Here is a 25,505-nt window from a genome sequence, read left to right as displayed (position 1 = left end):
GGGCTAACGACTTTCGTGGCGACATCTTTAGGGAAGGAATCCCGAGCGACGCTCAGGCGTAGGCGTGCCACACCTCGAAGCCGATCAGCAAAGCGACCAGCAGGCACAGGAACTGTATCCAGCGCAGCTGCCGGCGGCTGCGCTGTTCGAGATCGACCGCCTCCTGCCGCACGTCCTGCGCGGCGGACTGGCTCAACACCTTGTGCGCCAGCCGGGGCAGTTCCGGCATCATCATCGCCCAGGCCGGTGCCTCGTCGAGCAGCTTGCGGCGCAGCGCGCGCCAGCCAACCTGTTCGCTCATCCAGCGTTCCAGAAAGGGCTTGGCGGTTTTCCACAGATCGAGTTCCGGGTCGAGCTGACGACCGAGGCCTTCGATGTTGAGTAGCGTTTTCTGCAGCAGCACCAGCTGAGGCTGGATTTCGACGTTGAACCGGCGCGACACCTGGAACAGCCGCAGCAGCGTGCGGCCGAACTCGATTTCCTTCAGCGGCTTGTCGAAGATCGGTTCGCACACGGCGCGGATCGACGCCTCGAACTCATCCACGCGCGTGCCGCGTGGCACCCATCCGGCATCGACGTGCGCCTGTGCCACCCGCTTGTAGTCACGCTGGAAGAACGCGAGAAAGTTCTGCGCCAGATAGTTCTTGTCCACATCGGTCAGCGTACCCATGATGCCGAAGTCAAGCGCAATGTACTGGCCGTCGGGCGCGACAAAAATGTTGCCCGGGTGCATGTCGGCGTGGAAGAAGCCGTCGCGGAACACCTGGGTGAAGAAGATTTCGACGCCGGCGCACGACAGCGCCGCCATATCGACTCCCTGGGCGCGCAGCGCGTCGGTGTGCGAAATCGGCAGGCCATACATGCGCTCCATCACCATGGCGGTCGGGCCGCAGAAGTCCCAGTACACCTCGGGTACGGCGAGCAGCGGCGAATCGCGGAAGTTGCGGCGCAGCTGAGAACAGTTCGACGCCTCGCGCATGAGGTCGAGTTCGTCGCCCAGATGCTTGGAAAACTCGGCCACCACCTCGCGCGCCTTCAGACGGCGCCCTTCCGACCACACCCGTTCCAGCAGGCCGGCGGCGGTTTCCATCAGCAGGATGTCGTTGGCGATGATGTGTTCGATGCCGGGGCGCAGCACCTTGACCGCCACGTCCTCGCCATTCGGCAGCACCGCAAAATGCACCTGCGCCACCGATGCGGACGCCACCGGCCGGCTTTCGAAGCTGCGGAACACCTGATCGAGCGGCTTGCCGTAGAAGGCTTCGAGGCGGGCGATCGCCTGTTCCGACGGGAACGGCGGCACGCGGTCCTGCAGCTTGGCCAGTTCGTCGGCAATGTCCGGCGGCAGCAGGTCGCGCCGCGTAGACAGCATCTGGCCGAACTTGACGAAAATCGGGCCCAGCGCCTCCAGCGCCTCGCGCAGCCTGACGGCGCGCGGGTCGCTGAAGCGCCGCCCCATCCGGGTAACGCGCAGAAGACTGGCAAAGCGAAGCTTGCTGCCGGCGTCGAGCAGCATCTGGTCAAGCCCGAACCGCAGGCTCACCGTGAGGATCTTGAGCAGTCGCAGCCAGCGCATGCGGCTCAGCCCTCGACCGCACGGAGCGGGGCAGGGACGGACGGTGTGGGGGCTTGAAACCTCATGTTGCGGGGACTCGACAGCGGCGTGCGGAGCGCGCACTGTACAAGAAGCACCGCCACGCCGGAAGCGGCTTTCCGGGCTGTCTGCAGGCTCGCGCTATACTTCGCGGTCTCCAAATGCACTTGCGCATCGCGCTTCCGTTTCATCCATGACCCCCGAACTGCGCCGAGAACTGACCCGTCTGCTGCACGCCGCACTGGCCAGCGTGGCGCCCGACACCGCGCCGCCCGACATTCTTCTTGATCGCCCGAAGCAGGCTTCGCACGGTGATCTCGCCTGCAACGTCGCGCTGCAACTGGCCAAGTCGCTGAAACAGAATCCGCGCGTCATCGCCGAACGCATCGTGCGCGAACTGCCGCCATCGGCCATCGTCGAGCGCGCCGAAGTGGCAGGCGCCGGTTTCATCAATTTCTTCTTCAGTGCTTCCGTCAAGCAGGCCGTCGTCGGCCGCATCCTGAACGAAGGCGAACGCTACGGCCGGTCGGACACCGGCGCCGGCAAAAAGGTGCAGGTCGAATTCGTTTCGGCCAACCCGACCGGGCCGTTGCATGTCGGGCACGGTCGCGGCGCCGCCTACGGCTCGGCGTTGTGCAACCTGCTCGACGCCGCCGGCTATGCAGTGACGCGCGAGTTCTACGTCAATGACGCCGGTCGCCAGCTGGACATCCTCGCCGTATCGGTGTGGCTGCGCTACATGGAAACGCAGGGCGCGGCAGTGAAATTCCCGGCCGACGGCTATCGCGGCGACTATGTGCGCGACATCGGGGCGGAACTGTTCATCCAGCAAGGCACCCGACTGAATCGACACACGGCCGAGCTGCCCGACGCCTCGGTCGCCGGCGATACCGCTGACGCCATGCTCGACGCACTGATCGCGCACGCGAAGACCACGTTGGGCGAAGACTGGTGGACGGTGCATCGCTACGCGCTCGATGCCATGCTGGCCGACCAGCGCAATGATCTGGGCGAGTTCCGCGTGCATTACGACGTGTGGTATTCGGAACAATCGCTGCACAGTAATGGCGCGGTGGATCGCGCCGTGAAACGCCTGCAGGACGGCGGCTTCCTGTACGAACAGGATGGTGCGCTGTGGTTTCGGTCGACCCGCTTCGGCGACGAGAAGGACCGCGTCGTGCGTCGCGAAAATGGCGCCTACACCTACTTCGCGTCCGACATCGCCTATCACGCGGAGAAATTCGCGCGCGGCTTCGACCTCGTCATCGATGTGTGGGGTGCCGACCACCACGGCTACATTCCGCGCGTGAAGGGCGCACTGGCCGCGCTGGGCGAAAACCCGGACAAGCTCGAAATCGCGCTGGTGCAGTTCGCCGTGTTGTACCGCGGCGGTGAAAAGGCCGCCATGGGCAAGCGCTCGGGTGACTTCGTCACGCTGCGCGACCTGCGCGCAGAGGTCGGCAACGACGCGGCGCGTTTCTTTTACGTGCTGCGCAAGAGCGACCAGCATCTGGATTTCGACCTCGATCTTGCCAAATCCGAGTCGAACGACAATCCGGTCTACTACATACAGTACGCGCACGCCCGCATCTGCTCGGTGCTGCGCGAGGCGGTGGCCAATCACGCGCTCGACCTGTCGCTGCTGCCCGGCATCCCGTTCGGTTCATTGACTGGCGAGCGCGAACTGCTGCTGGCCCAGCGCCTGGCCGAATTCCCGGATGTGATCACCCAGGCTGTGGCCGACCGTGCGCCGCACTCGGTCGCCTTCTACCTGCGCGACGTGGCGTCCGATTTCCACGCCTTCTACAACGCCTCGCGCATGCTGGTCGACGACCTGACGACACGTGAAGCCCGGCTCGCGCTGGCAGCAGCCACGCGCCAGGTCATCGCCAACGGACTGACGCTGCTCGGCGTGTCCGCACCGGAATCCATGTAATGGCCAAAGCTGCACAAAAGAAGGCGCCCGCGCGCAAGCATCGCGGCGGCACCGTGGTCGGCATCTTCGTCGGCCTGGTACTGGGCGTGGTGCTGTGCGCCGGCGTGATGTGGTACATCAACGGCTCGGCGCTGCCTCTGCAACTGCGTGAAGCCGCGCCGACGGCCGCGGCGTCCGGTGACGAACCGGTCGCACTGCCCGGCAAGCCGGGTGACAAGCCCCCCGCGAAGCCGCGCTTCGATTTCTATGAAATCCTGCCGGGCAGCCAGAGCGCGCAACCCGCCCCCACCCGCACGCCGCCCGCGGCAGCACCGTCTCAGCCAGAAGAAAGCAGCGCACCCACGGCCGTACCGGCGCCGGCCTCTGCGCCTGAATCGCTGGTTTTGCAGGCTGGCGCCTTTTCGTCGGAAGAAGAAGCGGACAACCTGCGCGCCCGTCTTGCGTTGATGGGTCTGGAGTCGAACATTCAGACCCATGCCGTCGCCGGCAAGGGCACGCTGTACCGCGTACGGCTCGGCCCGTTCGCCAGCCCGGACGACATGAGCCGGGTTCGTGCCGACCTGGCGCAGAACGGGATCGACACTTCGCTTGTCCGATGACCGGACTTGCCATGCATACACAGGAGACAGCATGAAATTCGGATTCAAGCAGATTGCCGCGCTGGCTTTTGCCGGCTTCATGGCCGGTGGCGTCGCTGCCGCCCCGCTGAACGAAAAGGACTTTCGCGAAATCAAGCCGGCACAGTCGGTCGAACCGGGCCCGAAGGTCGAGGTGATCGAATTCTTCTGGTACGGCTGCCCGCACTGTTTCGAGCTCGAGCCGTCATTGAAGAAGTGGATCGACCGCAAGCCGGACGACGTAACCTTCAAGCGGGTACCGGCCATCTTCCGCCAGTCCTGGGTGGCCGGTGCGCAGACTTACTACACGCTGGAAACCCTGGGCGAGCTCGACCGCATGCACAGCAAGGTGTTCGACGCCATCCACATGGAGCGCCAGGCGTTCAACGACATGGCGACCATCAGCAGCTGGATGGGCAAGAACGGCATCGATGCGAAGAAGTTCGAGGACACGGCCAAGTCGTTCGCGGTGTCGGGCAAGGTGCAGCGCGCGCAGCAGATGAGTGCCGCCTATCAGCTCACCGGCGTGCCGGCACTGGTGGTCGATGGCAAATACATCGCGCTCGGCAACAGCTACGAAGGCATGCTCGCCATTGTCGACCAGCTGATCGAGCGCGCCCGCGGCGAGCGCGCAGCGGCCGCCAGGAAGTAAGCCTCATGGACGCAGCGCGTCCGGCAGGAACGGGTGCCCGCGCGGCACCCGTCGTCTTTCTGACCGGTGCATCGAGCGGCATCGGCGAAGCACTGGCCCGCCATTACGCCGCGGAAGGCGCCACGCTCGGCCTCGTTGCGCGGCGAGCGGCACAGCTCGATACCCTGGCTGCCAGCCTGCCGGGGCGACATTTCACCTTTGCCGCCGACGTGCGCGACGCGGCCGCACTGCAGGCCGCCGCCGGATCCTTCATGCAGCAGGCCGGCGTGCCGGACATCGTCATCGGCAACGCCGGCGTGTCGGTCGGCACGCTGACCGGCGAGCTGGAAGACCTGCCAGCGTTCGAAACCATATTCGACATCAACGTGCTGGGGCTGGTGCGCACCTTCGCACCCTTCGTGAAACCGATGCAGGCGCGACGCAGTGGCGCGCTGGTCGGCATCGCCTCGGTCGCCGGCATCCGCGGCCTGCCGGGTGCCGGTGCCTACTGCGCGTCGAAATCGGCGGCCATCACCTATCTGGAAAGCCTGCGCGTGGAACTGCGCGGCAGCGGCGTGAAGGTGCAGACGATCTGCCCCGGCTACATCGACACGCCGATGACTGCCATCAACCCCTACCCGATGCCTTTTCTGCTCAGCGCCGACGAAGCCGCCCCGCGCTTCGCCCGCGTCATCGCACGCGGCACGTCCTACGCGGTCGTGCCCTGGCAGATGGGCGTGGTGGCCAGGCTGCTGCGCCTGCTGCCAGACGCCGTGTTCGACTTCGCCTTCGCGAAAGCCGGCCGGAAGCCACGCGGCACGTTGTAGGGCAGATGCAAGTTGCAGGATTCAAGATCGAGGAAGGCGCTTCGAAACGAGGCTTGCCAAGGCTATACGCATCGTTTAACTTACTGAGTAAATTTACTCAGTAAGTTAAACGATGTTTGTTTACCAGCGTCCGGAAGCGGATCTCCTCATTCAACGCCTTCTGGAATCCCCGCGGTTCCTGATCGTCGTGGCAGGTCCACGCCAGGTCGGCAAGACAACGATGGTGCGGAGCGTCCTCGCGAGCCATGAGCGTGTGAGCCACTCCTTTGTCGCAGTAGACAGCCCCGACGAGCCGTCGTCAGCGAACAGCGACAGCACGACAGCGCCAACAAATATTCAACTGGTGCAACCACGGGACGCAGCATGGCTGGTCGATGTCTGGCAGAGAGCCCGCTCCGTTGCGAGAACCTCACTCGACGGACACATTCTGGTTCTCGACGAAATCCAGAAGATCTCCCGCTGGTCCGATGTCGTGAAAGGTCTTTGGGACGCGGATCGCGCGGAAAACCTGCCCCTGCATGTCGTGCTGCTCGGATCGTCTCCGCTACTCATGCAGCAAGGCATGAGCGAAAGCCTCACCGGACGTTTCGAGACCATTCACCTGACCCATTGGTCCTTCCGCGAAATGGTCGACGCGTTCGACTTCGATCTGGAAGACTTTCTGTACTTTGGTGGCTACCCCGGCAGCGCCGGTCTGACCCGGGACGAGAAGCGGTGGAAAAGCTACGTCATCACCGGCCTGATCGAACCCAGCATCACGAAGGACATCCTGATGATGACGCGGGTCGACAAGCCGGCGCTGCTGCGTCAAGTGTTCGAACTCGGCTGTCGCTACTCCGGTCAGGAACTCTCCTACACCAAAATGATGGGGCAACTGCAGGACGCGGGAAACACCGTGACCTTGGCCCACTATCTGGATCTGCTCGGCCACGCTGGGCTGATCCGCGGTCTGTCCAAGTATGCAGGGCAGCACCATCGCCGTCGGGGTTCATCGCCCAAGCTCAACGTGCTAAACATGGCACTGATGTCTGCAGCCTCCGGCTACAGCAAAGCCGAGGCGCAGGCCGACCGCAGCTTCCGTGGCCGCATGGTGGAAAGCGCCGTCGGGGCGCATCTTCACAATACCGCCCCCGAGGATTGCAGGCTCTATTACTGGCGCGATGGCACCAATGAAGTTGACTACGTTCTTGAGCGAGGCGAACGCCTGGCCATGATCGAAGTGAAGAGCGCGTCGGCACCGGGCGTGATCCGCGGTTTCGATGCGTTCGAACGGCAGTTCGGCCAGTGCCGGCGACTGTTGATCGGCGAAGGAGGTATTCCACTCGCCGAGTTCCTGTCCTACCCCGCAGAGCACTGGCTATGAACGGATCGGAAAAAATCCCGATGCTGGTGCCGCGCACTTGCACAACTCGGCCCGCGAAGAACCAGCCGCCCGTCAGCCTGCCATTGGCCGACTACCGCGAAGTGCCCGCCTATGTGTTGCTCGGGGACCCGGGCGCTGGCAAGACGCAATCTTTCCGGCAGGAAGCCGCTGAAACGGGGGGCCATTACATCAGGGCGCGCGACTTCGCTACCTTCGATCCCGACCCGGAACTCGCAGGCAAGGTGTTTTATATAGACGGATTGGATGAAATGCGTGCCGGAAGCGACGATGGGCGCACCCCGCTTGACCATGTGCGCCGACATCTAGCTCGGCTCGGAAAGCCGAGGTTTCGCCTGTCGTGCCGTGAAGCAGACTGGCTTGGCAGTAGCGACCGCGAAGCGCTAAAGGCAGTTGCGCCCGGCGGGGACATTGCGGTTCTGCACCTGGACCCCTTGAGCGCTGATGACATCCGTCTCTTGCTCAAACGCAAATTCTCGGTTGCCGACCCTGATGGATTCATACGTGATGCCGAACGTCACGGGCTGGATAGCCTGCTGCGCAATCCTCAAACACTCGAATTGATGGTCGAGGCCGTTGGCGGCTCCGAAAAACCGGACAGCCGCGCCGATGTGTACGCCCTTGCGTGCAGAAAACTGGTACGTGAGCCAAACGGCGAGCATCAGGCGGCCACCCGAGCCATCTCGCCACCGCACGACGCCTTGCTCGAAGCAGCTGGCTTCCTCGGCGCCGTTCAGTTGCTTGGCGGACTTGCGGGATTTGCGTTGGAAGAGAATGCAGAGGACAGCCAGCACGCACTCTGGCGCAAGCTCCCGGCTCCAGGTGATCTACCGATGCTGTCCGCAATGTGCCGTCGCCTGTTCCAGCGTGGCGACGACGATCAGCAACGCGCCTTTATCCATCGCAGCATCGCCGAATACCTGGGCGCCCGATACCTCGCAACCCGGATTGAATCGGGAGGCCTGCCAGTGGGGCGAGTCATCGCATTGCTTGTCGGGGAGGACGGTGGCGTCGTTCCCGAACTGCGGGGCTTGATGGCATGGCTGGCGACTCATTGCCGCAGTGCGCGCGAGGCACTCATCGAACGCGACCCGCTCGGCGTGGTGCTTTACGGTGATGTGCGCGCCTTTCCAGTCGAGGACAAGCGCCGTATTCTCGCCGCGCTCAGGTCCGAAGCCGAGCGCTACAAACATTTCCGGTCCGAGGACTGGACAGCTTCCCCGTTTGGCGCGCTGTCGACCTCCGATATGGTGCCGACATTTCTTGAACTGCTTGCATCACCCGCACGGACGGAGGCAGATGTCGCGTTGCTCGACTGCGTTCTCGACGCACTGTTATATGGCCCGCCGCTTTCGACACTTGCAAGCGTCGACGATCAGCAGCGCCTCACCAGCCTGCTTGAAGCGATCGCACGGAATGCAGGTGATCGCTCCGATATTCGGGCTACCGCACTGGACATCCTGATGTGCGACATAGCCGCGAACAAGGATCGACTGATCGCCTTCGCAAAAGATGCACATAGTGGTCGAGTGGAAGATGAAGACGACGAGCTGATCGGTCGGATTCTGCATGAGCTATTTCCGGACCACCTCTCGGCAGAATCAATATTTCAACTCTTGCACCCACGAAAACGAGACCGCCTGACCGGCTTGTATCGCATGTTCTGGGCCTTCGAAATTGCGAAAAACTCTCGTGATGACCTGCTTCCTGAACTGCTTGACCAGATGGTCGTTCACAGCCGTGAGGTACGCGCTGCCCTAAATGAAAGCGATGCCGGCCGAATTTTCGGAGCCCTCCTTTTTCGCGCACTCGAGAAACATGGCGATCTGATTGATGACGAGCGTCTTTATAGTTGGTTGGGCATCGGACTTGATGAAGAGTCTGAAGGGCAAATGGAAAGCGCCGACCAGCAACGTATTGCGTTGTGGTTCAAGTCGCGGCCGGAGCGATACAAGTCGATACACACCAAAGCAATTCATGCGTGCGCCAATTCCGAGAACCTCCGCTCCTGCTTATATCTAGCAAACTCGCGCCTTTACGATGCGGAAGCACCCAGCGACATCGTGCCTTGGTTGCTGGAGCATGCGGCGACAGAAACGCAGACCGAACTTCGTGAACACTATTTCTCGGAAGCGGTCAGGCACCTTACGCTGCAGGGCGGACAGCGTTGGCCAACGCTTGACGCACTTGATTATCTGGCACCTTGGATGGCCAAACACCCCATGTTTGACGAGATTCTTCAAGGATTCACCTCCTGGCGGCTCGACGACATGCGCAAGCGTCAAGCGTCTTGGAAACAAGAGCAAAGCAAGGAGCGAACGCGTCGACAGGAAACCGCCCGTGCGGGGTTGCGCAAACAGATTGAAGAAATTCGCGCGGGTACGGCGCATCCATCCGTGCTCAACCAACTGGCTTGGGCCTATCTCGGTCTGCATTCAGAAGTATCGAGTGAAACACCGCGCGCGCGCCTTGCCGACCTTTTCGGACAGGACGATGAACTGATCGACGCGGCGTACCTGGGATTCCATCGCGCACTGAATCGGAACGACCTTCCAACCGTCGCCGAAATCGTTGATCTCGAAACCAAGGGGCGAATGCACTTCATCCGCCAGCCCTGCCTCGTGGGCATGGCCGAACTGTTTGCCAGCGACCCCGCTGCGGCGATGCGTTTGGACAATGAGCTGCTGTGCAAGCTAGTCGCGTTTCGGCTGACATGGGGTGCTGAACTTGCAAGCGATTGGCTGGATGCGCTGATTAACGCCCGGCCAGCGCTGGTCGCTGACGTACTCGTAGTCTATGCGCTGGCTCTGCTGCGCGCCGGTCGTGACCATCTGTACGGTATCTGGCGACTGGGCTATGGCGCCGACGACATGGCAGCACTTGCGCGGCTCGCAGTACCGCGCATTCTCGAAGGGTTTCCGCTGCGAGCGAACGAAAAGATGCTCTCGAGCGTGCTCGACCCACTGCTCAAGGCGGGATTGCGCCATCTGGATCGCCCGGTCATGACCGATCTCGTTTCCGCTCGACTGGCCCGAAGCAGTATGACCACTGCACAGCGCACTTACTGGCTCGCGTGCGGACTGATGATGTCACCGGAAGAGTACGCGCCGAAGCTGAGGGAACATGTTGCCCGCCGCGAAGCGCTGCTCGGCCACCTGGGGAATTTTCTTGTCGAAGGCGAAAGATGGGCCGGGCTCACCAGCGGGCTTTCAGTAGCAGCGATCGGCATATTGATCGAAATGCTCGCCCCGAACAGCCCACCCGAACGCCCCGAGGGAGCGCATTGGGTCAGTCAGGCGATGCAGGTTGCCGACGTGGTCAGCGGACTCATCAGCACACTGGACAACAACCCGTCCGAAGACGCCGGCCGCGAGCTGGAGCGACTGTTGGCCCGGCCTGGATTGACGCGGTGGCAGGACAAACTGCGCCATTCCATCCATGCTCAGCGCATCGCACGACGCAAGGCCACATACCGCCGGCTCGATGTAGCCGATGTCTGCCGAACCCTGGTCAATCGGGAGCCGGCCAATGCAGCCGACCTCGCCGCACTTACGGTTGCACATCTGCAGGACCTTGCAAGAAGGATTCGCGACGGCAGTACCAACGACTACCGGCAGTACTGGAGCAATAAGCGCCGGAAGCCGGAAAATGAATGTCGTGACGCCCTGCTGTCCGATCTCCAGGACAGGCTCGCAAAGCAAGGGGTCGATGCGATCAAGGAGGGCTATTACGCCGAGGACAAGCGGGCTGACATCCGGGTAGCAATGGGCGGTGCCAACGGGTTCAATGTCCCCATCGAGATCAAGAAGGACGCCCACAAAGACCTCTGGCGTGCGATCCGTGAGCAACTGATCACGCGCTACACCCGCGACCCGGGGGCGGACGGCTTCGGCATCTACCTGGTATTCTGGTTCGGGGGAAGCGGAATGCCACTGAACGCGGGAAAGAAACCGCGCACGTCCGCCGAACTGCAGGAGCAACTGTGCTCATCCCTCACGGATGAGGAAGCCCGGCGCATTTCGGTCGTAGTGATCGATTGCGCGTTGCCGGCGACGAAGAAGTGAGCGTCAGCCGGACACTGTCTGCGCTGGCTCGATGACGGTCAGCCGGATCATCCGTCAGACCCACGCAGGCGTCGTCAAGCAGCCGCAAATAACAAAATCCGTGCGGCGTGGCACCTGAATGCCCGACACTCTTCGCAAGGTGAATCTTGCCCCGCGTCTCTTTGGCATCAAGCCACCTTGGCAAACGCGGCCTTCGCCCGCGCCAGCGTCTGCGCCACGTCATCCTCGCTGTGCGCGCCCGACACGAAACCCGCCTCGAACGCCGACGGCGCGAGATACACGCCAGCGTCGAGCATGGCGTGGAAGAAGCGGTTGAAGCGTTCGCGGTCGGACTGCATGACTTCGGCGTAGCTCGCCGGCGGCGCATCGCGGAAATACAGGCCGAACATGCCGCCGACCGACTGCGCCGAGAACGGCACGCCGGCCTCGCGGGCGGCGGCGTCCATGCCATCGGTGAATTGCTTCGTGCGCGCGGCAAGGCGGTCGTGGAAGCCGGGGGCATCAATCAGTTCCAGCGTCTTCAGACCCGCCGCCACGGCGACCGGGTTGCCGGACAGCGTGCCGGCCTGATACACGGCGCCGATCGGTGCGATGGCGGCCATGATGTCGCGCCGGCCGCCGAAGGCACCGACCGGCATGCCGCCACCGATCACCTTGCCCAGCGTGGTGAGGTCGGGAGTGATGCCGAACAGGCCCTGGGCGCCGACCGGGCCGACACGGAAACCGGTCATCACCTCGTCGAAGATCAGCACCGCACCATATTGCGTACACAACGCGCGCATCGCATCGAGGAAGGCGCGCGTCGGCACGATGAGGTTCATGTTGCCGACCACCGGCTCGACGATGACGCAGGCGATGCGCTCGCCGTGGTTGCGGAAGCAGTCTTCCAGTTGCTGCGGGTCGTTGTAGTCGAGCACCAGCGTGTGTTTGGCGAAATCGGCCGGCACACCGCCCGAACTCGGATTGCCGAAGGTGAGCGCGCCGGAGCCGGCCTTGACCAGCAGGCTGTCGGCGTGGCCGTGATAGCAGCCTTCGAACTTCACGATGGTGTCGCGGCCGGTGAAACCGCGTGCCAGACGGATGGCGCTCATCGTCGCCTCGGTGCCCGAACTGACCAGGCGTACCTGTTCGATGGACGGCACGCGCGCGCACAGCAGTTCGGCCATCAGGATTTCGCCTTCGGTCGGAGCGCCGAACGACAGGCCGCCCACCGCCGCTTCCTGCACGGCCCGGATCACTTCCGGATGTGCATGGCCCAGGATGGCCGGGCCCCAGGACCCCACATAGTCGATGTATTCAACGCCATCGGCGTCCCACAACCGGCTGCCCACGCCACGCGTGAAGAAGCGTGGCGTCCCGCCAACCGAGCGGAAAGCCCGGACCGGTGAATTGACGCCGCCCGGAATGCTGCGCTGGGCGCGTTCGAAAAGCTGCTCGTTGCGGGTGGTCATGGCGATTCCTTCAGAAAAGCTGCGCATAGGCACGTGCCCGCGCGGAAATATCGGGGGCGTCGAACAGATCGGACACCACGGCGAGCAAGTCGGCTCCGGCTTCGATCAACGCCGGTGCCCGCGCCAGCGTGATGCCGCCAATGGCGCAGCGGGCAATGCCCAGATCGGCCACCTCGGCGAAGCGCGCGCGGTCGGCGACCGGCGCGGCGGGCTTGGTTGCCGACGCGAACATCGCACCGAAGGCCACGTAGTCGGCGCCGGCACTCCGGGCGTCGCGTGCCAGCCCGGCATCGTTGTAGCAGGACACGCCGATCAACGACGTCGGACCGAGCCGCCGGCGGGCCGCCGCCGGATCGCTGTCTTCGCGACCGACGTGCACGCCATCGGCGCCGACTTCGTGCGCCAGCTCGACATCGTCGTTGATGATGAAGCGCGTTCCGCAGACCGTGGTGATGGCGCGCAGCGCGCGGGCGTCGGCCAGACGGCTCGCGGCATCCGGCGACTTGTTGCGGTACTGCAGCAACACCGCGCCGCCGACGCAGGCGGCCTCGACTGCGCGGTAGAGCGCAGGGCCGGTCAGGGTTTCGGGGGTCACGGCGTACAGGCCGCGCAACAAACTGAGGTCGGCAGCCATCGTCTAGTCGTCGCTGCCGTCGTCCGCGTCCATATTGCTGTTGCGCGTCCAGAAGAAGCGGTCGGGCAGATACTGACCCATGCCGGGCCGGAAACCGTTGACCAGCGTACGCCAGGTATATTCCTGTGCCGCCTGCACGGCCGCGCCGACATCGAGGCCCTGCGCCAGCCAGGCAGCCACAGCCGACGCGAGCGTACAGCCGGAGCCGTGGTAACTGCCGGGCAGGCGGTCCCATTCGTCGCGCCGGATCACGCCGCCATGGCCGTACAGCACGTTGCTGACGCGCAGCGTCGATTCGTGGGTGCCGGTCAGCAGAACATGCCCGCAGCCGGCCGCTATCAGCAGCCGGGCGCACTCATCGAGCGCGAGCGGGTCCTGGCGGTTGTCCGGGTCGTCGTCTTCGTCCTCGTCGTCTTCGTCGTCGCCGAACTGCGCCAGCCGGCGCGCTTCGAGGCTGTTGGGCGTCAGCACCGTGGTCAGCGGCAGCAGCAGTTCCTGCAGCGCGATCACCATTTCCTCATCGGCCAGTTCGTCGCCGCGGCCGGATGACAGCACCGGATCGAACACCACCGGAAGATGCGGGTAATCGGAAATGATTTCGGCAATGGCGGCGATGTTCTCCACGCTGCCCATGACGCCGATCTTGAAGGCCGCTACCGGAACATCCGACAGCAGCACACGCGCCTGATCGACCACCAGGTCGTCGTCCATCGGCACAATTTCCTCGACGCCGGTGGTGTCCTGCACGGTGACAGCCGTCACCACGCCGAGCGGATGGCAGCCGAGCGCCGACAGCGTCATCAGATCGGCCTGCATGCCAGCGCCACCGGTGGGGTCGGTGGCGGAAAAACACATGACAAGAGGCGGATGCGCCCGCACATCACGATTGACCATAAAGCGCGCGCCCGGATTGTCGTTACAGAAGGTTAATTACGGTAATATCGATTCGATTCTAACAAACCATACTGCCATGAGTTCCACAGTCACGGCCGAATTCCAGAGTTACATGTGTCTCATTTGCGGCTTCATCTACGACGAAGCCGCCGGTCTGCCGGAAGAAGGTATCGCGCCCGGCACGCGCTGGGCGGATGTCCCGCCCAACTGGACCTGTCCCGAGTGCAGCGCACGCAAGGACGACTTTGAAATGGTCCAGATCTGACCAGCCGCCGGTCGTTTCCGCAGCGTGCGACCCACGTCGCTGTCTGACGGCGAACGGCACAACATCGCGGCATCGATCGTCGCGCACAAGAACGGGAGAGCATCTTGGCTGAATCGGGTGGCAGCGCCGGCGTCAAGGTGATGGTGATCGACGACAGCAACACCATCCGCCGCAGTGCCGAAATCTTTCTTGTCCAGGCCGGATATCAGGTCGTTCTAGCCGAAGACGGCTTCGATGCGCTGTCGAAAATCAGCGACCACCATCCGCAGATCATTTTCTGCGACATCATGATGCCGCGTCTGGATGGCTATCAGACCTGCGCGCTCATCAAGAAAAACCCGAGGTTTGCCGCTACTCCTGTCGTGATGCTTTCTTCGCGCGACGGTCTGTTCGACCGCGCACGCGGCCGGATGGTCGGCTCGGACGAATACCTCACCAAACCCTTCACCAAGGACAGCCTGCTGCAGGCAGTGTCGCGTCACGCGCGCAACGGCGCTGACTGACCCGCCGGCGCTCACCGAACGCGGAGCCACAATGGCCATCAAGCGCATCATGGTGGTGGACGACTCGCCCACCGAACGCCATGTACTGAACGACTTCCTGACCCGCAAGGGCTTCGAGGTCATCATCGCCGAGAACGGCGAGCAGGCCATCGAGAAAGCCAAGGCTGAAAAGCCCGACCTCATCCTGATGGACGTCGTGATGCCCGGCGTCAACGGCTACCAGGCGACGCGCACCATCACGCGCGAGGACAGCACGCGCGACATCCCGGTGATCATGTGCACCAGCAAGGATCTACCGACCGACCGCATCTGGGGCATGCGGCAGGGCGCGCTCGACTACATGGTGAAACCGGTCAATCTGGAAGAATTGCTGGGCCGCATCCAGCAACTGGGCGCGGCGGGCAACGATGGCTAGGACATCGCTGCGCGAATTCGAGGAAGAGCTGGCCCGCAAGCTGTCCGATACCTCCGGACAGACCAGCACGCGCGCGCTGCTTGGCGTGCAGGCGGGCGACGAGTTGTGGCTGGTCGATCTGGCCGAATCCGGCGAAATCCTGCCGGTGCCCGCGCTGACGCCGGTACCGCTGACCTGCAGCTGGCTGCGCGGCATCGCCAACGTGCGTGGCCTGCTCTACGCGGTAACCGATTTCGCCGCCTTTCAGGGCGGCGCATCGACCGGTGTGGCGGGCGAAACGAGGCTGCTGCTGCCACACGCCAAGTTCGGGACCAACAGCGCGCTGCTGGTGTCCCGTGTGCTCGGCCTGCGTTCGCTGGAAGATTTCGAAGGCGCTGACGCCGGTCCGGCCGATGCCCGCCCCTGGGCGTCGGACCGGCTGGTCGACACCCAGGGGCGTGTGTGGCTGCGGCTGGATCCGCGCCGCCTGTACGCAGACCCCGGCTTTGCCGACGTGGCGGCCTGACCCGCATGCCGGCCCTGCTCGCCATATCTCACACTGCCGGTTGCCGCCGCTCACCCGGCACTGAATCGGGCCATGCTTTCGTGTTCGCGCTTCCGGGCGGGCTGCTGCTCCGGTTTCCAGCCTTGCTCTGGTTTCCCGCCTTTTTCCCTACGCAACGTAGTCCCCGAGGAAAGTCCCGATGGCGTTGAACATTCCTGGACTGAAATCCGCTGCGCAGGCAGGCACCGACAATGCGCCGTCGGATCTGGCGGGCGCCGCGGGATTCCTGCGCGGCAGGCTGCCGCTGATCGGCCACCTGCCGCTCGGTCAGCAGGTGAGGTCGCTTGCCGTGATCTTCCTGCTGTTCATCGCGCTGGCGGCGCTGCTGGTGTGGCAGGACTGGCGTGGCACGCGGCAAAACGCGGCCCACATCCATGCGGCGGGTCAGTTGCGCGCGCTGCTGCAAGGCGTCACGAAGTCTGCGCCGCAGGCCATGGCCGGACAGGCCGGTGCCTTGACTGAGCTGTCATCCGGTCGCGCTGCCGTCACGGCGCTGCTCGACACGCTGAACCGCGGCGGCGAGGTGGATGGGGTGTCACTGCCTGCCGCCAGCGGCGCTGCAAAGGATGCGCTGCAGCAGATCGATGCCGCGTGGAGCAGTCAGGACCGCAATGCCGCCCTGCTGCAGGGCCAGCAGCAGACCCTGCTTGCGCTCCGCGAGGCCGGCCGCACGCTCGACGCCGCTGCACCGCCGATGATGGCTGTGCTCGGCCGCATCGCCGCCCAGCGCGGCGCGCGCGATGGCGGGCTCAGCCTGTCGTTTGCCACCAGCGTCGGTCAGGCCCGGACGGCGATCCATGCGCTCACCAGCGCCTTGCCAGCGCCGGCCGACACCGTAGATGCACTTCTGCGCACCCTGCCCGCGCTGCTCGACAGTGCGGCCCAGCTCGAACAGGGCGCCGAGGGCGAGCCGCGCGACGCCTTTGCGCAGGCGCGCAGCGAACTGGCACCGCCTCTTGCCGCGCTGGCGGCAGCGCTGGACAAGCCGGCCGATCTGGTCGGCGCGCGGGCCGCGGGTCTGGCATTGATCGGCGGCGCGCCTGCGCTGACGGCTGCGGCCGACGCGCTGGCTGCCATCTATTCGACGGAGCGCGACGCCCGTGCGCTGCGCACGCTCGGTGCCGTGCTGTGCGTGTTGCTTGCGCTGGCCAGCGTGTTCATGATGGTGCGCGCCTACAACGAGGACCAGCACCGGCAACGCATTCTCGTCGAAGGTTCGCGCGAAGAGGCGAAGCGCGAAAAGGACACGACGCAGCAGGCGATCCTGCGTCTGATGAATGAAATGGGCGACCTGGCCGACGGCGACCTGACGGTGCGAGCAACGGTTTCGGAAGACATCACCGGCGCCATCGCCGACTCGGTCAACTACACCATCGAGGAACTGTCGGTGCTGGTGAAGCGGATCAACGACGCCGCCGGACGCGTGGCCGAAGCGTCTGAATCGGCACAGCGCATTTCGACCCAGCTGCTGACGGCAGCGGAGCGGCAGTCGCGCGAGGTGACCGAGTCCGGTCAGTCGGTGCTGGTCATGGCGAAATCGATGAATGCGGTGTCCGAAGAGGCGACCCGCTCGGCGCAGGTGGCACGCCAGTCGCTGGCGGCAGCCCAGAACGGCTCGAACGCGGTGTCGAATTCGATCCGCGGCATGAACGACATCCGCGACCAGATCCAGGAAACGTCGAAGCGCATCAAGCGTCTCGGCGAGTCTTCCCAGGAAATCAGCGAAATCGTCGAACTGATTTCCGACATTACCGAACAGACCAACGTGCTGGCGCTGAATGCCGCCATCCAGGCAGCGGGCGCCGGTGAGGCCGGACGCGGCTTCACCGTGGTGGCCGAAGAGGTGCAGCGGCTGGCCGAACGGTCGGGCGAGGCGACCAAGCAGATCGCAGCCATCGTGCGCACCATCCAGACCGACACCCAGAACGCGGTCGCGGCGATGGAAAACTCGACCCGCGGCGTGGTCGAGGGCGCACGCCTGTCCGATGCAGCCGGACAGGCGCTGGACGAAATTTCAACCGTATCGACCGAACTGACCGGGCTGATCGAAGCGATTTCGTCATCGGCCCAGGTGCAGGCGGAGCAGGCGACCCGGGTGGCGCACGGCATGCAGGGCATCCTGCGCATCACCGAACAGACCACGGTCGGCACCAAGCAAACTGCACTTTCCATCGGACAGCTGGCCGATCTGGCGGCTGAACTCAAAGGCTCGGTCGCGGGCTTCAAGGTATGAACACGACGCCTTCCACCCATCAGGATCTCGGCCCGCTGATCTGGGTCCGCGGCGAGATCGATCTGGCGCTGATCCGCGCGTCCGAAGCACTCGGCAACGAAGATCATCAGGCAGGTGCCGAGCCGCTCAAATTCGCCCAGACCCATCTGCACCAGGCACGCGGCGCGCTGGCCATCGTCGGCCTCGACGGCCTGACCCATTTCTGCGACGCGCTCGAACAGATGTTCGCCGATTGGCACGCCGGCCGGCTGGCCAGCAGCCGGGGTGCTGCATCGCTCGCCCAGCGCGCCATCGCATCGGTGCGTGGTCATCTCGACGAACTGGTCGCTGGCGGTGTCGACCAGCCGATGCGGCTGATGCCGCTGTATCGCGACCTGATGGCGCTGCGCGGCGAAACGGTGGTGGTGCCGTCGGAACTGTTTTTCCCCGATCTCACGCTGCGCCCGCCGACACCGGCCCAGCCGGCGCCGCAACTGTCGCCGCTTGACCGTGCGCGGGCGCTGCGCGCCGCGCGCAGCCAGTTCGAGCGTGGCCTGCTGCGCTTCCTGCGCGACGATCGCGAAGGTCTGCCGCAGATGCGTCAGGCCATCGGTGCCATCGAACAGATGCAGTCGGCGCCGGCCACGCGCGCCTTCTGGTGGGTATGCGGCGCGCTGACCGATGGTCTGGCGCAAGGCGCCATCCGGGGCGATTTCTTCATCAAGCGGCTGTGCGCACGCATGGACGTGCAGATGCGTCGCCTGCTCGAAGGCTCGCGCGGCGTGGCCGAACGGCTGATGCGTGATTCGCTGTATTTCATCGCCACCGCCGAACAGGTTACGCCGCACATCCGTCAGGTGCGCGACACCTATCGTCTCGACGCACTGCTGGCGCCCGGCGATACGGCTGGCCACGAGGACTTCGGCACGCTGCGCCCGGCGCTGGCCGCACTGCGCGAATCGCTCGGCCAGGGCAAGGACGCGTGGACACGTTTTTCGTCCGGTGCGGCGGTCGGCCTGCCGCAGTTCCATGAACAATGCGAAGCGATGGTCGCGGCAGCCGCCCGCGTCGGTCAGCCCGATCTGGCGCGGCTGGCCGCCGCGCTGCTCGATCTCGGCCAGTGGCTGCGCCGCGATCCGCTGCAGCACACCGAAAGTCTGGCGATGGAAGTCGCCACCGCGCTGCTGGTGATGGACGCACTGGTCGAGCAGTTCAGCCGCGCGCAGAGCGAAGACCTGCCGAGCCAGGTCGACACGCTGATCGACCGCCTCGCGCGTGCGCGCCGCGGCGAGGCGCTGCCCGCGATGCAGATTCCGCTGTTCGACGAAATGTCGCGCCGCGCGCAGGAACGACTGTTCATGGGTCAGGTGGCGCGCGAAATCATGGCCAGCCTGGCCGATGTCGAACAACAACTCGACGGCTACTTCCGCGATCCCTCGCGTGCGGCCGAACTGGCATCGCTGGCCGGCCCGCTGAAGCAGATAGACGGCGCGCTGAACATGCTGGGGCAGGACGCCGCCGTGTCGTTGGTGCGTCGCGCCGCGGCGCAGATCGCCGACATGGCGAAGCCGGAACATGAAATCGTCGACGGCGAGTTCGAAACGCTGGCGCACCAGCTGTCAGGCCTGGGCTTCTTCGTCGACAAGCTGCAGTACGGTCCGGCCGATCTCGACCTCATCCTGAACCCGCGCAGCGCGGCGCATGACGCCGCCGAAGCCGGCGAAGGCGCAAGCGTGGAGTCGGAACTTGCGAACCGGCGGGAGAAAGCGGCTCAGCTGCTCGACAGGCTGTCTCACGGTGGCGCCGACGAGCACACGCGCGACGAACTGCGTCAGGCACTGGAAACCATCCGGCAGGACGCCAAGCTGCTCGCCGATGAAAAGCTTGAGCAGCGTGCCACCGAAGCGCTGGCTGCACTCAAGGCGGGTGAGGCGGTACCCGATGCCGCCATTGCCGACGCGGTGCAGGGCATCGGCCAGACACCGCACGAGTCGCTTGCGCCGTCGGCCGATACGGTGCGCCTCGCCGAAGCCAGCCAGGAAGATTTCGACGCCGAACTGCTCGAAATATTCATCGAGGAAGCGCGCGAAGTGCTCGACACGATGGCGTCGAGCACAGACGCTGCGCGCCTGCAGCCGCACCGTCAGGATCTGCTGACCACGCTGCGACGCGGCTTCCATACACTCAAGGGCAGCGGTCGCATGGTCGGCCTGCGCGACCTGGGTGAAGCGGCGTTCGCGGTCGAGCAGGCGATGAACCGCTGGCTGGGTAGCGAGCGCGACGGCACACCGGAGCTGTTCGACCTGCTCGACGGCGCGCGCATGCTGTTCGCCAGCTGGGTCGACCGGCTGGCACAGGGCGACACCCGCTCCCCGGAACACGAATGGCTGCAGCCGGCCTGCGACGCGATACACACGCACGACGCAGAGCCGGCTGAAGGCGCGGCATCGGTCGCTGCCGTCACGGGCGGCGACCTCGACATCGACCTCGATTTCAATTTCAATCTGGAGGGCGATGCGCCGGCAGCGGAGCTTGTCTCAGCGAATGTCTTCGAGCCCGACACCGGCCTCGATTCGGTGACCAACATCGTCGCGCTCGATGCTCCGCTGGATGCCGCAGCCGGCGATGTCGATCTCGAACTCGATTTCGACCTGGAAGCACCAGGTATCGAACTGACGCTGCCGGAAAGTACGATAGACATCACGTCCGACATCGACGCCGAAGAGCGCGCACTCGATGCCGGCGCCGACCGCACGCTGTTCGACCTGTTTCTCGCCGAGGCGCGCGGCCACGTCGCCACGCTGCGACGCGAACTGACGCGGCTGCACATCAATCCGTCGCTGCGTCCGAGCCAGGACAGCCTGCTCGCCGCGCACACGCTGGGCGGCATTTCGCTCACCGTCAACCAGGACGACATCAGCGCGCTGGCGCGCGCGCTCGAACATGCGCTGCTGCGCTGCGAAGCACGCGGTGACGCGCCACAAGCCGACCAGTCCGCGCTGCTGAACAGCGCCGCCAGCACGCTCGAAGCCCAGATCGCCGCCATCGAAGCCGGGGCGATCGCCACCCCGGCACCCGAACTGATTGCCCGGCTCAATGCGCTTTTCGGCTTCTCCGCCGTAGCGCCGGAGACCGTCGAACTGCAGGTGCTCGAACTGCCGGACATGGACATCACGCCGGTTGCAGACGTCACCGACGTGCTGGTGGAAGCGCCCGAACCGCCGCAAGCCGAGCCTTTCGAGATGGCAGGCGAGCCGCCCGCCGCGATGGCAACTGAAGAGGACATCGTCGTTGCCGATGGCCCGGTCGTCACTACCTTCGAGAAGGTCACGCTGCCGGACGAATACGTGCTGGCCGAGGCCGCCGGCAATGACGCGCTGCCGTTCGAAACGGCACGCCTGCCATCAGCCCGCGCTGCCGCGACGGCCGAGAGCGCGCAAGCCTCCGTGGTACCGGATGAAATCGATCATCAGCTGCTGCCGATCTTCATCGAGGAAGCGCATGACCTGCTTCGGGAAATCGGCAGCGAACTGCGCAGCTGGCGCGACGACACCAACGCGCTGAGTGCGTCGGACGCGTTGCGCCGGCAACTGCATACGCTCAAGGGCAGTGCCCGGATGGCTGGCGTAATGCGCTTCGGCGATCTGGTGCACAGCATGGAAACGCTGATCGAACAGCCGTGTGCGACAGAGGATCGCGCGCTGCTGCTCGACGAGCTTGACCTCGGCTATGACCGCTGCGAAGAACTGGTGGCGAAGCTCGAACGCGGCGAAGCGCTGACTCCGGCGACCGAGGAAACGGCGACGCCGACTCCCGCGGCCGAGGACGATGCCGGCGTACCGCGCGATCGGCCGTCGGTTCGCGTGCGCTCCGACAAGGTCGACCGCTTCGTCAACGAAGCGGGTGAAATGAGCATTGCGCGCACCCGCATCGAGGGCGAGCTGCGCTCGCTGCGCGGCTCGCTGAATGACCTGACGGAAAACGTTCAGCGCCTGCGCAGCCAGCTGCGCGAAATCGAAATCCAGGCCGAGAGCCAGATGCAATCGCGCATGGCGGCTGCCGAGGCGCAGCACGAGCAGTTCGACCCGCTGGAAATGGATCGCTTCACGCGCTTCCAGGAGCTGTCGCGCATGATGGCCGAAAGCCTGTCTGACGTGACCACGGTGCAGTACAACCTGGTGCGCAATCTCGACGCGGCCGACACCGCCATCCAGTCGCAGGCGCGGCTGAACCGCGACCTGTCGCAGGCGCTGATGTCGGTGCGCATGGTGCCGTTCTCGACGCTGGAAGACCGGCTGTACCGGGTGGCTCGCCAGTCGGCCAAGGAAACCGGCAAGAAGGTCAATCTGGAATTGAACAACACGCGCATCGAACTCGACCGGGAAGTACTGGAGAAAATGACCGGCCCGATCGAGCACCTGCTGCGCAACGCGGTGGCGCACGGAATCGAGCCGCGCGAGGTGCGCGAGGCGGCGGGCAAGTCGGAAACCGGCGAGATCGTCATTTCCCTGATCCAGCAGACCAACGAAGTCATCATCGAACTGGTCGACGATGGCAGCGGTCTGGCGTTCGAACGCATCCGCGCGCGCGCCGTCGAGCGCGGTCTGCTCGGCGCCGACGAGGAGGCCGACGAACGAAGGTTGACCGGCCTCATTTTCGAACCGGGCTTCTCGACCGCCGAACAGCTGTCGGAACTGGCTGGCCGTGGCGTCGGCATGGACGTGGTGAGGAGTGCCACGACCGCACTGGGCGGCCGCATCGAAACCACATCCGAGGCCGGCCGCGGTACGCGCTTCAGGCTGTCGCTGCCGATGACGCTTGCGGTGACCCAGTCGCTGCTGGTGAGCAGCGGCGGCAAGACCTACGCCGTTCCGTCTTCGATGGTGAAGCACGCGCGCGAGTTGAGCGACGACGAAGCGGTCACGCTCCGTCTGGCGGGTGGCCAGGACTGGATGGACCACCACTACACCTATCATTACCTGCCACGGCTGCTGGGCAATGCCGACGCCCAGCCGGGCACCGGGACCTGGCTGCTGCTGCTCGGCGCCGGGAACGAACTGATGGCGCTGGAGGCAGACGGGCTGCGCGGCAACCAGGAAGTGGTCGTGAAGCCCGTCGGACCGCAGCTGTCACGGTTGGCCGGCATCGCCGGCGCCACCGTGCTGGCCGACGGCGAAGTCACGCTGATCATCAACCCGGTGTCGCTCGCTTCACGCATCGGTCGCATGGCCGACCGACCCGACATCGTGCGCGCCGTACCGGAAGTGCCGGAAGCGCTGCCGCCGCTGATCATGGTGGTGGACGATTCGCTGACCGTGCGCAAGGTGAGCAGCCGGCTGCTGGAACGTGAAGGCTATCGCGTGATAACGGCCAAGGACGGTGTCGATGCGCTGGAAAAGCTGGCCGACAAGCTGCCGGCAGTCATGCTGGTGGACATCGAAATGCCGCGCATGGACGGCTTCGAACTGACGTTGAAGGTACGCGCTGACGAACGCACGCGCGACATTCCCATCGTGATGATCACCTCGCGCATCGCCGAGAAGCATCAGGCTTATGCGCGCGAGATCGGCGTGAACGAGTATCTGGGCAAGCCCTACGACGAAGCCCACCTGCTGCAGCGGGTGGCGGACTTCACCGGTGGCAGCGGCCGCCGGTGAAGTCGGGGGCGCCTTGCGCGCCCCCCTTTCCGTAACCTCTCGATCAGCCCTTCACCGTATCCAGACGCAGCTTGGCGTAACGGCCCGGCGCATCCTCGATCACCTTCAGCTTGCCCTTGGCCGGGTCGCGCGCCGGCACCATTTCTGCGTCAAGCGCAGTGACCCACTGCTGCCAGTCGGTCCACCATGAACCGGTGTGCTGCGTGCAGCCCTCCAACCACGCGTCGGCTTCGGCTGCCAGCTTGGGCGCGGCATTGGTCCAGTAACCGTATTTGTTGGCGGCCGGCGGATTGACGATACCGGCAATATGGCCGGAACCGCCGAGCACGAAGCGGGTCGGGCCCGACAGCAGGGTGGCACCGGTATAGGTGCTCTTCCACGGCGCGATGTGGTCTTCGATGGCCGAAATGAAATACACCGGTTGCTTGATCTTGCGAATGTCGATCGCCTCACCGAGCACCGTGATGCCACCCGGTTCGCGCAGCTTGTTGTGGATGTACATCTGCCGCAGGTAATAACTGTGCATGCAGGCCGGCATGCGGGTCGAATCGGAGTTCCAGTACAGCAGGTCGAACGGGAACGGTTCGCGGCCCATCAGGTAGTTGTTCACGACGAACGACCAGATGAGATCGTTCGAGCGCAGCATGTTGAAGGTGCCGGCCATTTCCGACCCTTCGAGATAGCCGCGCGAGAACATCTTCTTTTCCAGCCCCTCGACGGCCTTTTCGTCGATGAACACGCCCAGCTCACCCGGTTCGGAGAAATCGATCAGCGTGGTGAAGAAGGTCGCGCTGGCGATCCGCTTGTCCTTCTTCGCCGACAGGTAGGCCAGCGTGGTGGCCAGCAGCGTGCCGCCGAGGCAGTAGCCGGCGGCATTCACTTCGGTTTCGCCGGTCTGCTTCGTGATCATGTCGAGCGCGGCCAGCGGGCCCTGTTGCACATAATCTTCGAAGGTCAGCTGGGCCAGCTTTTCGTCCGGATTGACCCAGGAGATGACGAACACGGTATGACCCTGATCGGTCGCCCACTTGATGTAGCTGTTCGAGTCGCGCAGGTCGAGGATGTAGTACTTGTTGATCCAGGGCGGCACGATCAGCAAGGGGCGCTTGAACTGCTGTTCGGTCGTCGGGTTGAACTGCAGCAGCTGCATCAGCGCGTTCTCGCCCACCACCTTGCCCTGCGTGGTGGCCACATTGCGGCCCAGTTCGAAGGCCGAAGTGTCGGTCATGCGCACGCGCAGCTGGCCGTCGCCGTCCTCGATGTCGCGCAGCAGGTTGTTGAAGCCCTTCAGCAGGTTCTGGCCGTGGCTGCGCACGGTTTCGCGCAGCACTTCGGGGTTGGTCAGCGCGAAATTGCTCGGGCTGAAGGCGTTGATGGTCTGGCGGGTGAAGAAATTGACCTTCTGCAGCGTGTGTTCGTCCATGCCTTCGACGTTGCTCACCACATCGTGGATGTGGCGCGCCGAAATCAGATAGCTCTGCTTGAAGAAATCAAACAGGAAATGGCTCTGCCACTCTTCGCCGCGAAAGCGGTTGTCGCCTTTGACCGGGGTGACCACCGGTGCGGCATCGACGCCCATGAATTTCAACATCGATTGCTGCCACAGCGTGTAGTAGTCCCACACCAGCCCCATCTGCGCCTGCGCCAGCTTGTACGGGTTGGACAGCAGGTGCGACGTCATGTCCATGAAAGCCTGGGCGATGCCCAGTTCGTCGGTCGGCGGCGTGATGCCGCGCTTGAGCTGACGCTGCACGTGGTCACCCAGCAGCTTGGACGCACGTTCGGCAACCTGGGCATAGGTCTTGGCGACTTCTGCCGGATCCGGCAGGGACGACGCCTCGGGCTGTGTGGTGTCTTTGGTGGCTGGTTTATTCATGGCT

17 protein-coding genes are annotated in these 25,505 nt (G+C 64.5%); 12 read left to right on the top strand and 5 right to left on the bottom strand.

Annotated elements, in window-relative coordinates; all coding sequences use genetic code 11:
* Positions 1-52: 52 nt before the first annotated feature.
* Positions 53-1,576 carry a ubiquinone biosynthesis regulatory protein kinase UbiB gene (gene ubiB, locus Q8R75_RS01750; RefSeq protein WP_305626768.1) on the bottom strand — a complete coding sequence of 508 codons (1,524 nt, stop codon included), beginning with the start codon at positions 1,574-1,576 and terminating at the stop codon, positions 53-55.
* A 211-nt stretch (positions 1,577-1,787) separates the two neighbouring features.
* On the opposite strand from ubiB, the gene argS reads away from it, so the two are divergent.
* The 6 genes from argS to Q8R75_RS01720 all read left to right on the top strand — a co-directional run bounded on the left by argS (position 1,788) and on the right by Q8R75_RS01720 (position 11,050).
* Positions 1,788-3,530, top strand: a complete 1,743-nt coding sequence (gene argS, locus Q8R75_RS01745; RefSeq protein ID WP_305614309.1) for an arginine--tRNA ligase — start codon at positions 1,788-1,790, stop codon at positions 3,528-3,530.
* Complete coding sequence (locus Q8R75_RS01740; RefSeq protein ID WP_305614308.1) at positions 3,530-4,129, top strand: SPOR domain-containing protein; 600 nt, start codon at positions 3,530-3,532, stop codon at positions 4,127-4,129. Before argS ends, Q8R75_RS01740 begins: the two co-directional genes overlap by 1 nt.
* A 31-nt stretch (positions 4,130-4,160) precedes the next feature.
* Entirely contained in the window at positions 4,161-4,799 is a 639-nt protein-coding gene (locus Q8R75_RS01735) for a thiol:disulfide interchange protein DsbA/DsbL (RefSeq protein ID WP_305614307.1), read from the top strand.
* Positions 4,800-4,804: 5 nt separating this feature from the next.
* Positions 4,805-5,605: an SDR family oxidoreductase gene (locus tag Q8R75_RS01730; RefSeq protein ID WP_305614306.1), complete on the top strand. Its 801-nt coding sequence runs from the start codon at positions 4,805-4,807 to the stop codon at positions 5,603-5,605.
* Between the two features lie 112 nt (positions 5,606-5,717).
* Complete coding sequence (locus tag Q8R75_RS01725; protein ID WP_305614305.1) at positions 5,718-6,968, top strand: ATP-binding protein; 1,251 nt, start codon at positions 5,718-5,720, stop codon at positions 6,966-6,968.
* Complete coding sequence (locus tag Q8R75_RS01720; protein ID WP_305614304.1) at positions 6,965-11,050, top strand: hypothetical protein; 4,086 nt, start codon at positions 6,965-6,967, stop codon at positions 11,048-11,050. Before Q8R75_RS01725 ends, Q8R75_RS01720 begins: the two co-directional genes overlap by 4 nt.
* Positions 11,051-11,217: 167 nt before the next feature.
* Here the strand turns inward: Q8R75_RS01720 and hemL are convergent, their stop codons facing one another.
* The 3 genes from hemL to Q8R75_RS01705 are packed head-to-tail and all read right to left on the bottom strand — an operon-like array spanning position 11,218 to position 13,990.
* Positions 11,218-12,501 (bottom strand): glutamate-1-semialdehyde 2,1-aminomutase, encoded by a 1,284-nt coding sequence (hemL, locus tag Q8R75_RS01715; RefSeq protein WP_305614303.1) that lies wholly within the window; start codon positions 12,499-12,501, stop codon positions 11,218-11,220.
* A 10-nt stretch (positions 12,502-12,511) separates the two neighbouring features.
* Positions 12,512-13,135: a thiamine phosphate synthase gene (gene thiE, locus Q8R75_RS01710; protein WP_305626765.1), complete on the bottom strand. Its 624-nt coding sequence runs from the start codon at positions 13,133-13,135 to the stop codon at positions 12,512-12,514.
* 3 nt (positions 13,136-13,138) lie between these two features.
* Entirely contained in the window at positions 13,139-13,990 is an 852-nt protein-coding gene (locus Q8R75_RS01705; RefSeq protein WP_305613273.1) for a hydroxymethylpyrimidine/phosphomethylpyrimidine kinase, read from the bottom strand.
* A 115-nt stretch (positions 13,991-14,105) separates the two neighbouring features.
* Between Q8R75_RS01705 and Q8R75_RS01700 the strand changes: the two genes are divergently transcribed.
* From Q8R75_RS01700 to Q8R75_RS01675, 6 genes are all read left to right on the top strand, one after another.
* Positions 14,106-14,294 carry a rubredoxin gene (locus Q8R75_RS01700; RefSeq protein WP_069038733.1) on the top strand — a complete coding sequence of 63 codons (189 nt, stop codon included), beginning with the start codon at positions 14,106-14,108 and terminating at the stop codon, positions 14,292-14,294.
* A 104-nt stretch (positions 14,295-14,398) separates the two neighbouring features.
* Positions 14,399-14,797 carry a response regulator gene (locus tag Q8R75_RS01695; RefSeq protein WP_305626763.1) on the top strand — a complete coding sequence of 133 codons (399 nt, stop codon included), beginning with the start codon at positions 14,399-14,401 and terminating at the stop codon, positions 14,795-14,797.
* A gap of 31 nt (positions 14,798-14,828) precedes the next feature.
* On the top strand, positions 14,829-15,212 hold the full coding sequence (locus tag Q8R75_RS01690) for a response regulator (RefSeq protein WP_069038734.1): 384 nt from the start codon (positions 14,829-14,831) through the stop codon (positions 15,210-15,212).
* Positions 15,205-15,717 (top strand): chemotaxis protein CheW, encoded by a 513-nt coding sequence (locus tag Q8R75_RS01685; protein WP_305613275.1) that lies wholly within the window; start codon positions 15,205-15,207, stop codon positions 15,715-15,717. The genes Q8R75_RS01690 and Q8R75_RS01685 overlap by 8 nt, the downstream gene beginning before the upstream one ends.
* Positions 15,718-15,895: 178 nt before the next feature.
* Positions 15,896-17,989 (top strand): methyl-accepting chemotaxis protein, encoded by a 2,094-nt coding sequence (locus Q8R75_RS01680; RefSeq protein ID WP_305613276.1) that lies wholly within the window; start codon positions 15,896-15,898, stop codon positions 17,987-17,989.
* On the top strand, positions 17,986-23,625 hold the full coding sequence (locus Q8R75_RS01675) for an Hpt domain-containing protein (protein WP_305613277.1): 5,640 nt from the start codon (positions 17,986-17,988) through the stop codon (positions 23,623-23,625). The genes Q8R75_RS01680 and Q8R75_RS01675 overlap by 4 nt, the downstream gene beginning before the upstream one ends.
* 43 nt (positions 23,626-23,668) lie before the next feature.
* Here Q8R75_RS01675 and phaC read toward each other — a convergent pair whose 3' ends face one another.
* A complete protein-coding gene (phaC, locus tag Q8R75_RS01670) occupies positions 23,669-25,501 on the bottom strand; it encodes a class I poly(R)-hydroxyalkanoic acid synthase (RefSeq protein ID WP_305613278.1) in 1,833 nt (610 codons plus the stop codon).
* Positions 25,502-25,505 lie beyond the last annotated feature (4 nt).

The organism is Methyloversatilis sp. (assembly GCF_030696805.1).
Taxonomy (GTDB): domain Bacteria; phylum Pseudomonadota; class Gammaproteobacteria; order Burkholderiales; family Rhodocyclaceae; genus Methyloversatilis.
Note: the sequence above shows the minus strand (reverse complement) of the source record. Positions and strands in the feature narration are given on the sequence as shown.

Coding starts and splice junctions, on each gene's coding strand:
- Q8R75_RS01690 (WP_069038734.1), top strand. CDS start 14,829: ATGGCCATCAAGCGCATCATGGTGGTGGACGACTCGCCCACCGAACGC.
- Q8R75_RS01725 (WP_305614305.1), top strand. CDS start 5,718: ATGTTTGTTTACCAGCGTCCGGAAGCGGATCTCCTCATTCAACGCCTT.
- Q8R75_RS01680 (WP_305613276.1), top strand. CDS start 15,896: ATGGCGTTGAACATTCCTGGACTGAAATCCGCTGCGCAGGCAGGCACC.
- Q8R75_RS01675 (WP_305613277.1), top strand. CDS start 17,986: ATGAACACGACGCCTTCCACCCATCAGGATCTCGGCCCGCTGATCTGG.
- Q8R75_RS01735 (WP_305614307.1), top strand. CDS start 4,161: ATGAAATTCGGATTCAAGCAGATTGCCGCGCTGGCTTTTGCCGGCTTC.
- Q8R75_RS01685 (WP_305613275.1), top strand. CDS start 15,205: ATGGCTAGGACATCGCTGCGCGAATTCGAGGAAGAGCTGGCCCGCAAG.
- argS (WP_305614309.1), top strand. CDS start 1,788: ATGACCCCCGAACTGCGCCGAGAACTGACCCGTCTGCTGCACGCCGCA.
- hemL (WP_305614303.1), bottom strand. CDS start 12,501: ATGACCACCCGCAACGAGCAGCTTTTCGAACGCGCCCAGCGCAGCATT.
- thiE (WP_305626765.1), bottom strand. CDS start 13,135: ATGGCTGCCGACCTCAGTTTGTTGCGCGGCCTGTACGCCGTGACCCCC.
- Q8R75_RS01720 (WP_305614304.1), top strand. CDS start 6,965: ATGAACGGATCGGAAAAAATCCCGATGCTGGTGCCGCGCACTTGCACA.
- ubiB (WP_305626768.1), bottom strand. CDS start 1,576: ATGCGCTGGCTGCGACTGCTCAAGATCCTCACGGTGAGCCTGCGGTTC.
- Q8R75_RS01705 (WP_305613273.1), bottom strand. CDS start 13,990: ATGTGTTTTTCCGCCACCGACCCCACCGGTGGCGCTGGCATGCAGGCC.
- phaC (WP_305613278.1), bottom strand. CDS start 25,501: ATGAATAAACCAGCCACCAAAGACACCACACAGCCCGAGGCGTCGTCC.
- Q8R75_RS01730 (WP_305614306.1), top strand. CDS start 4,805: ATGGACGCAGCGCGTCCGGCAGGAACGGGTGCCCGCGCGGCACCCGTC.
- Q8R75_RS01740 (WP_305614308.1), top strand. CDS start 3,530: ATGGCCAAAGCTGCACAAAAGAAGGCGCCCGCGCGCAAGCATCGCGGC.
- Q8R75_RS01700 (WP_069038733.1), top strand. CDS start 14,106: ATGAGTTCCACAGTCACGGCCGAATTCCAGAGTTACATGTGTCTCATT.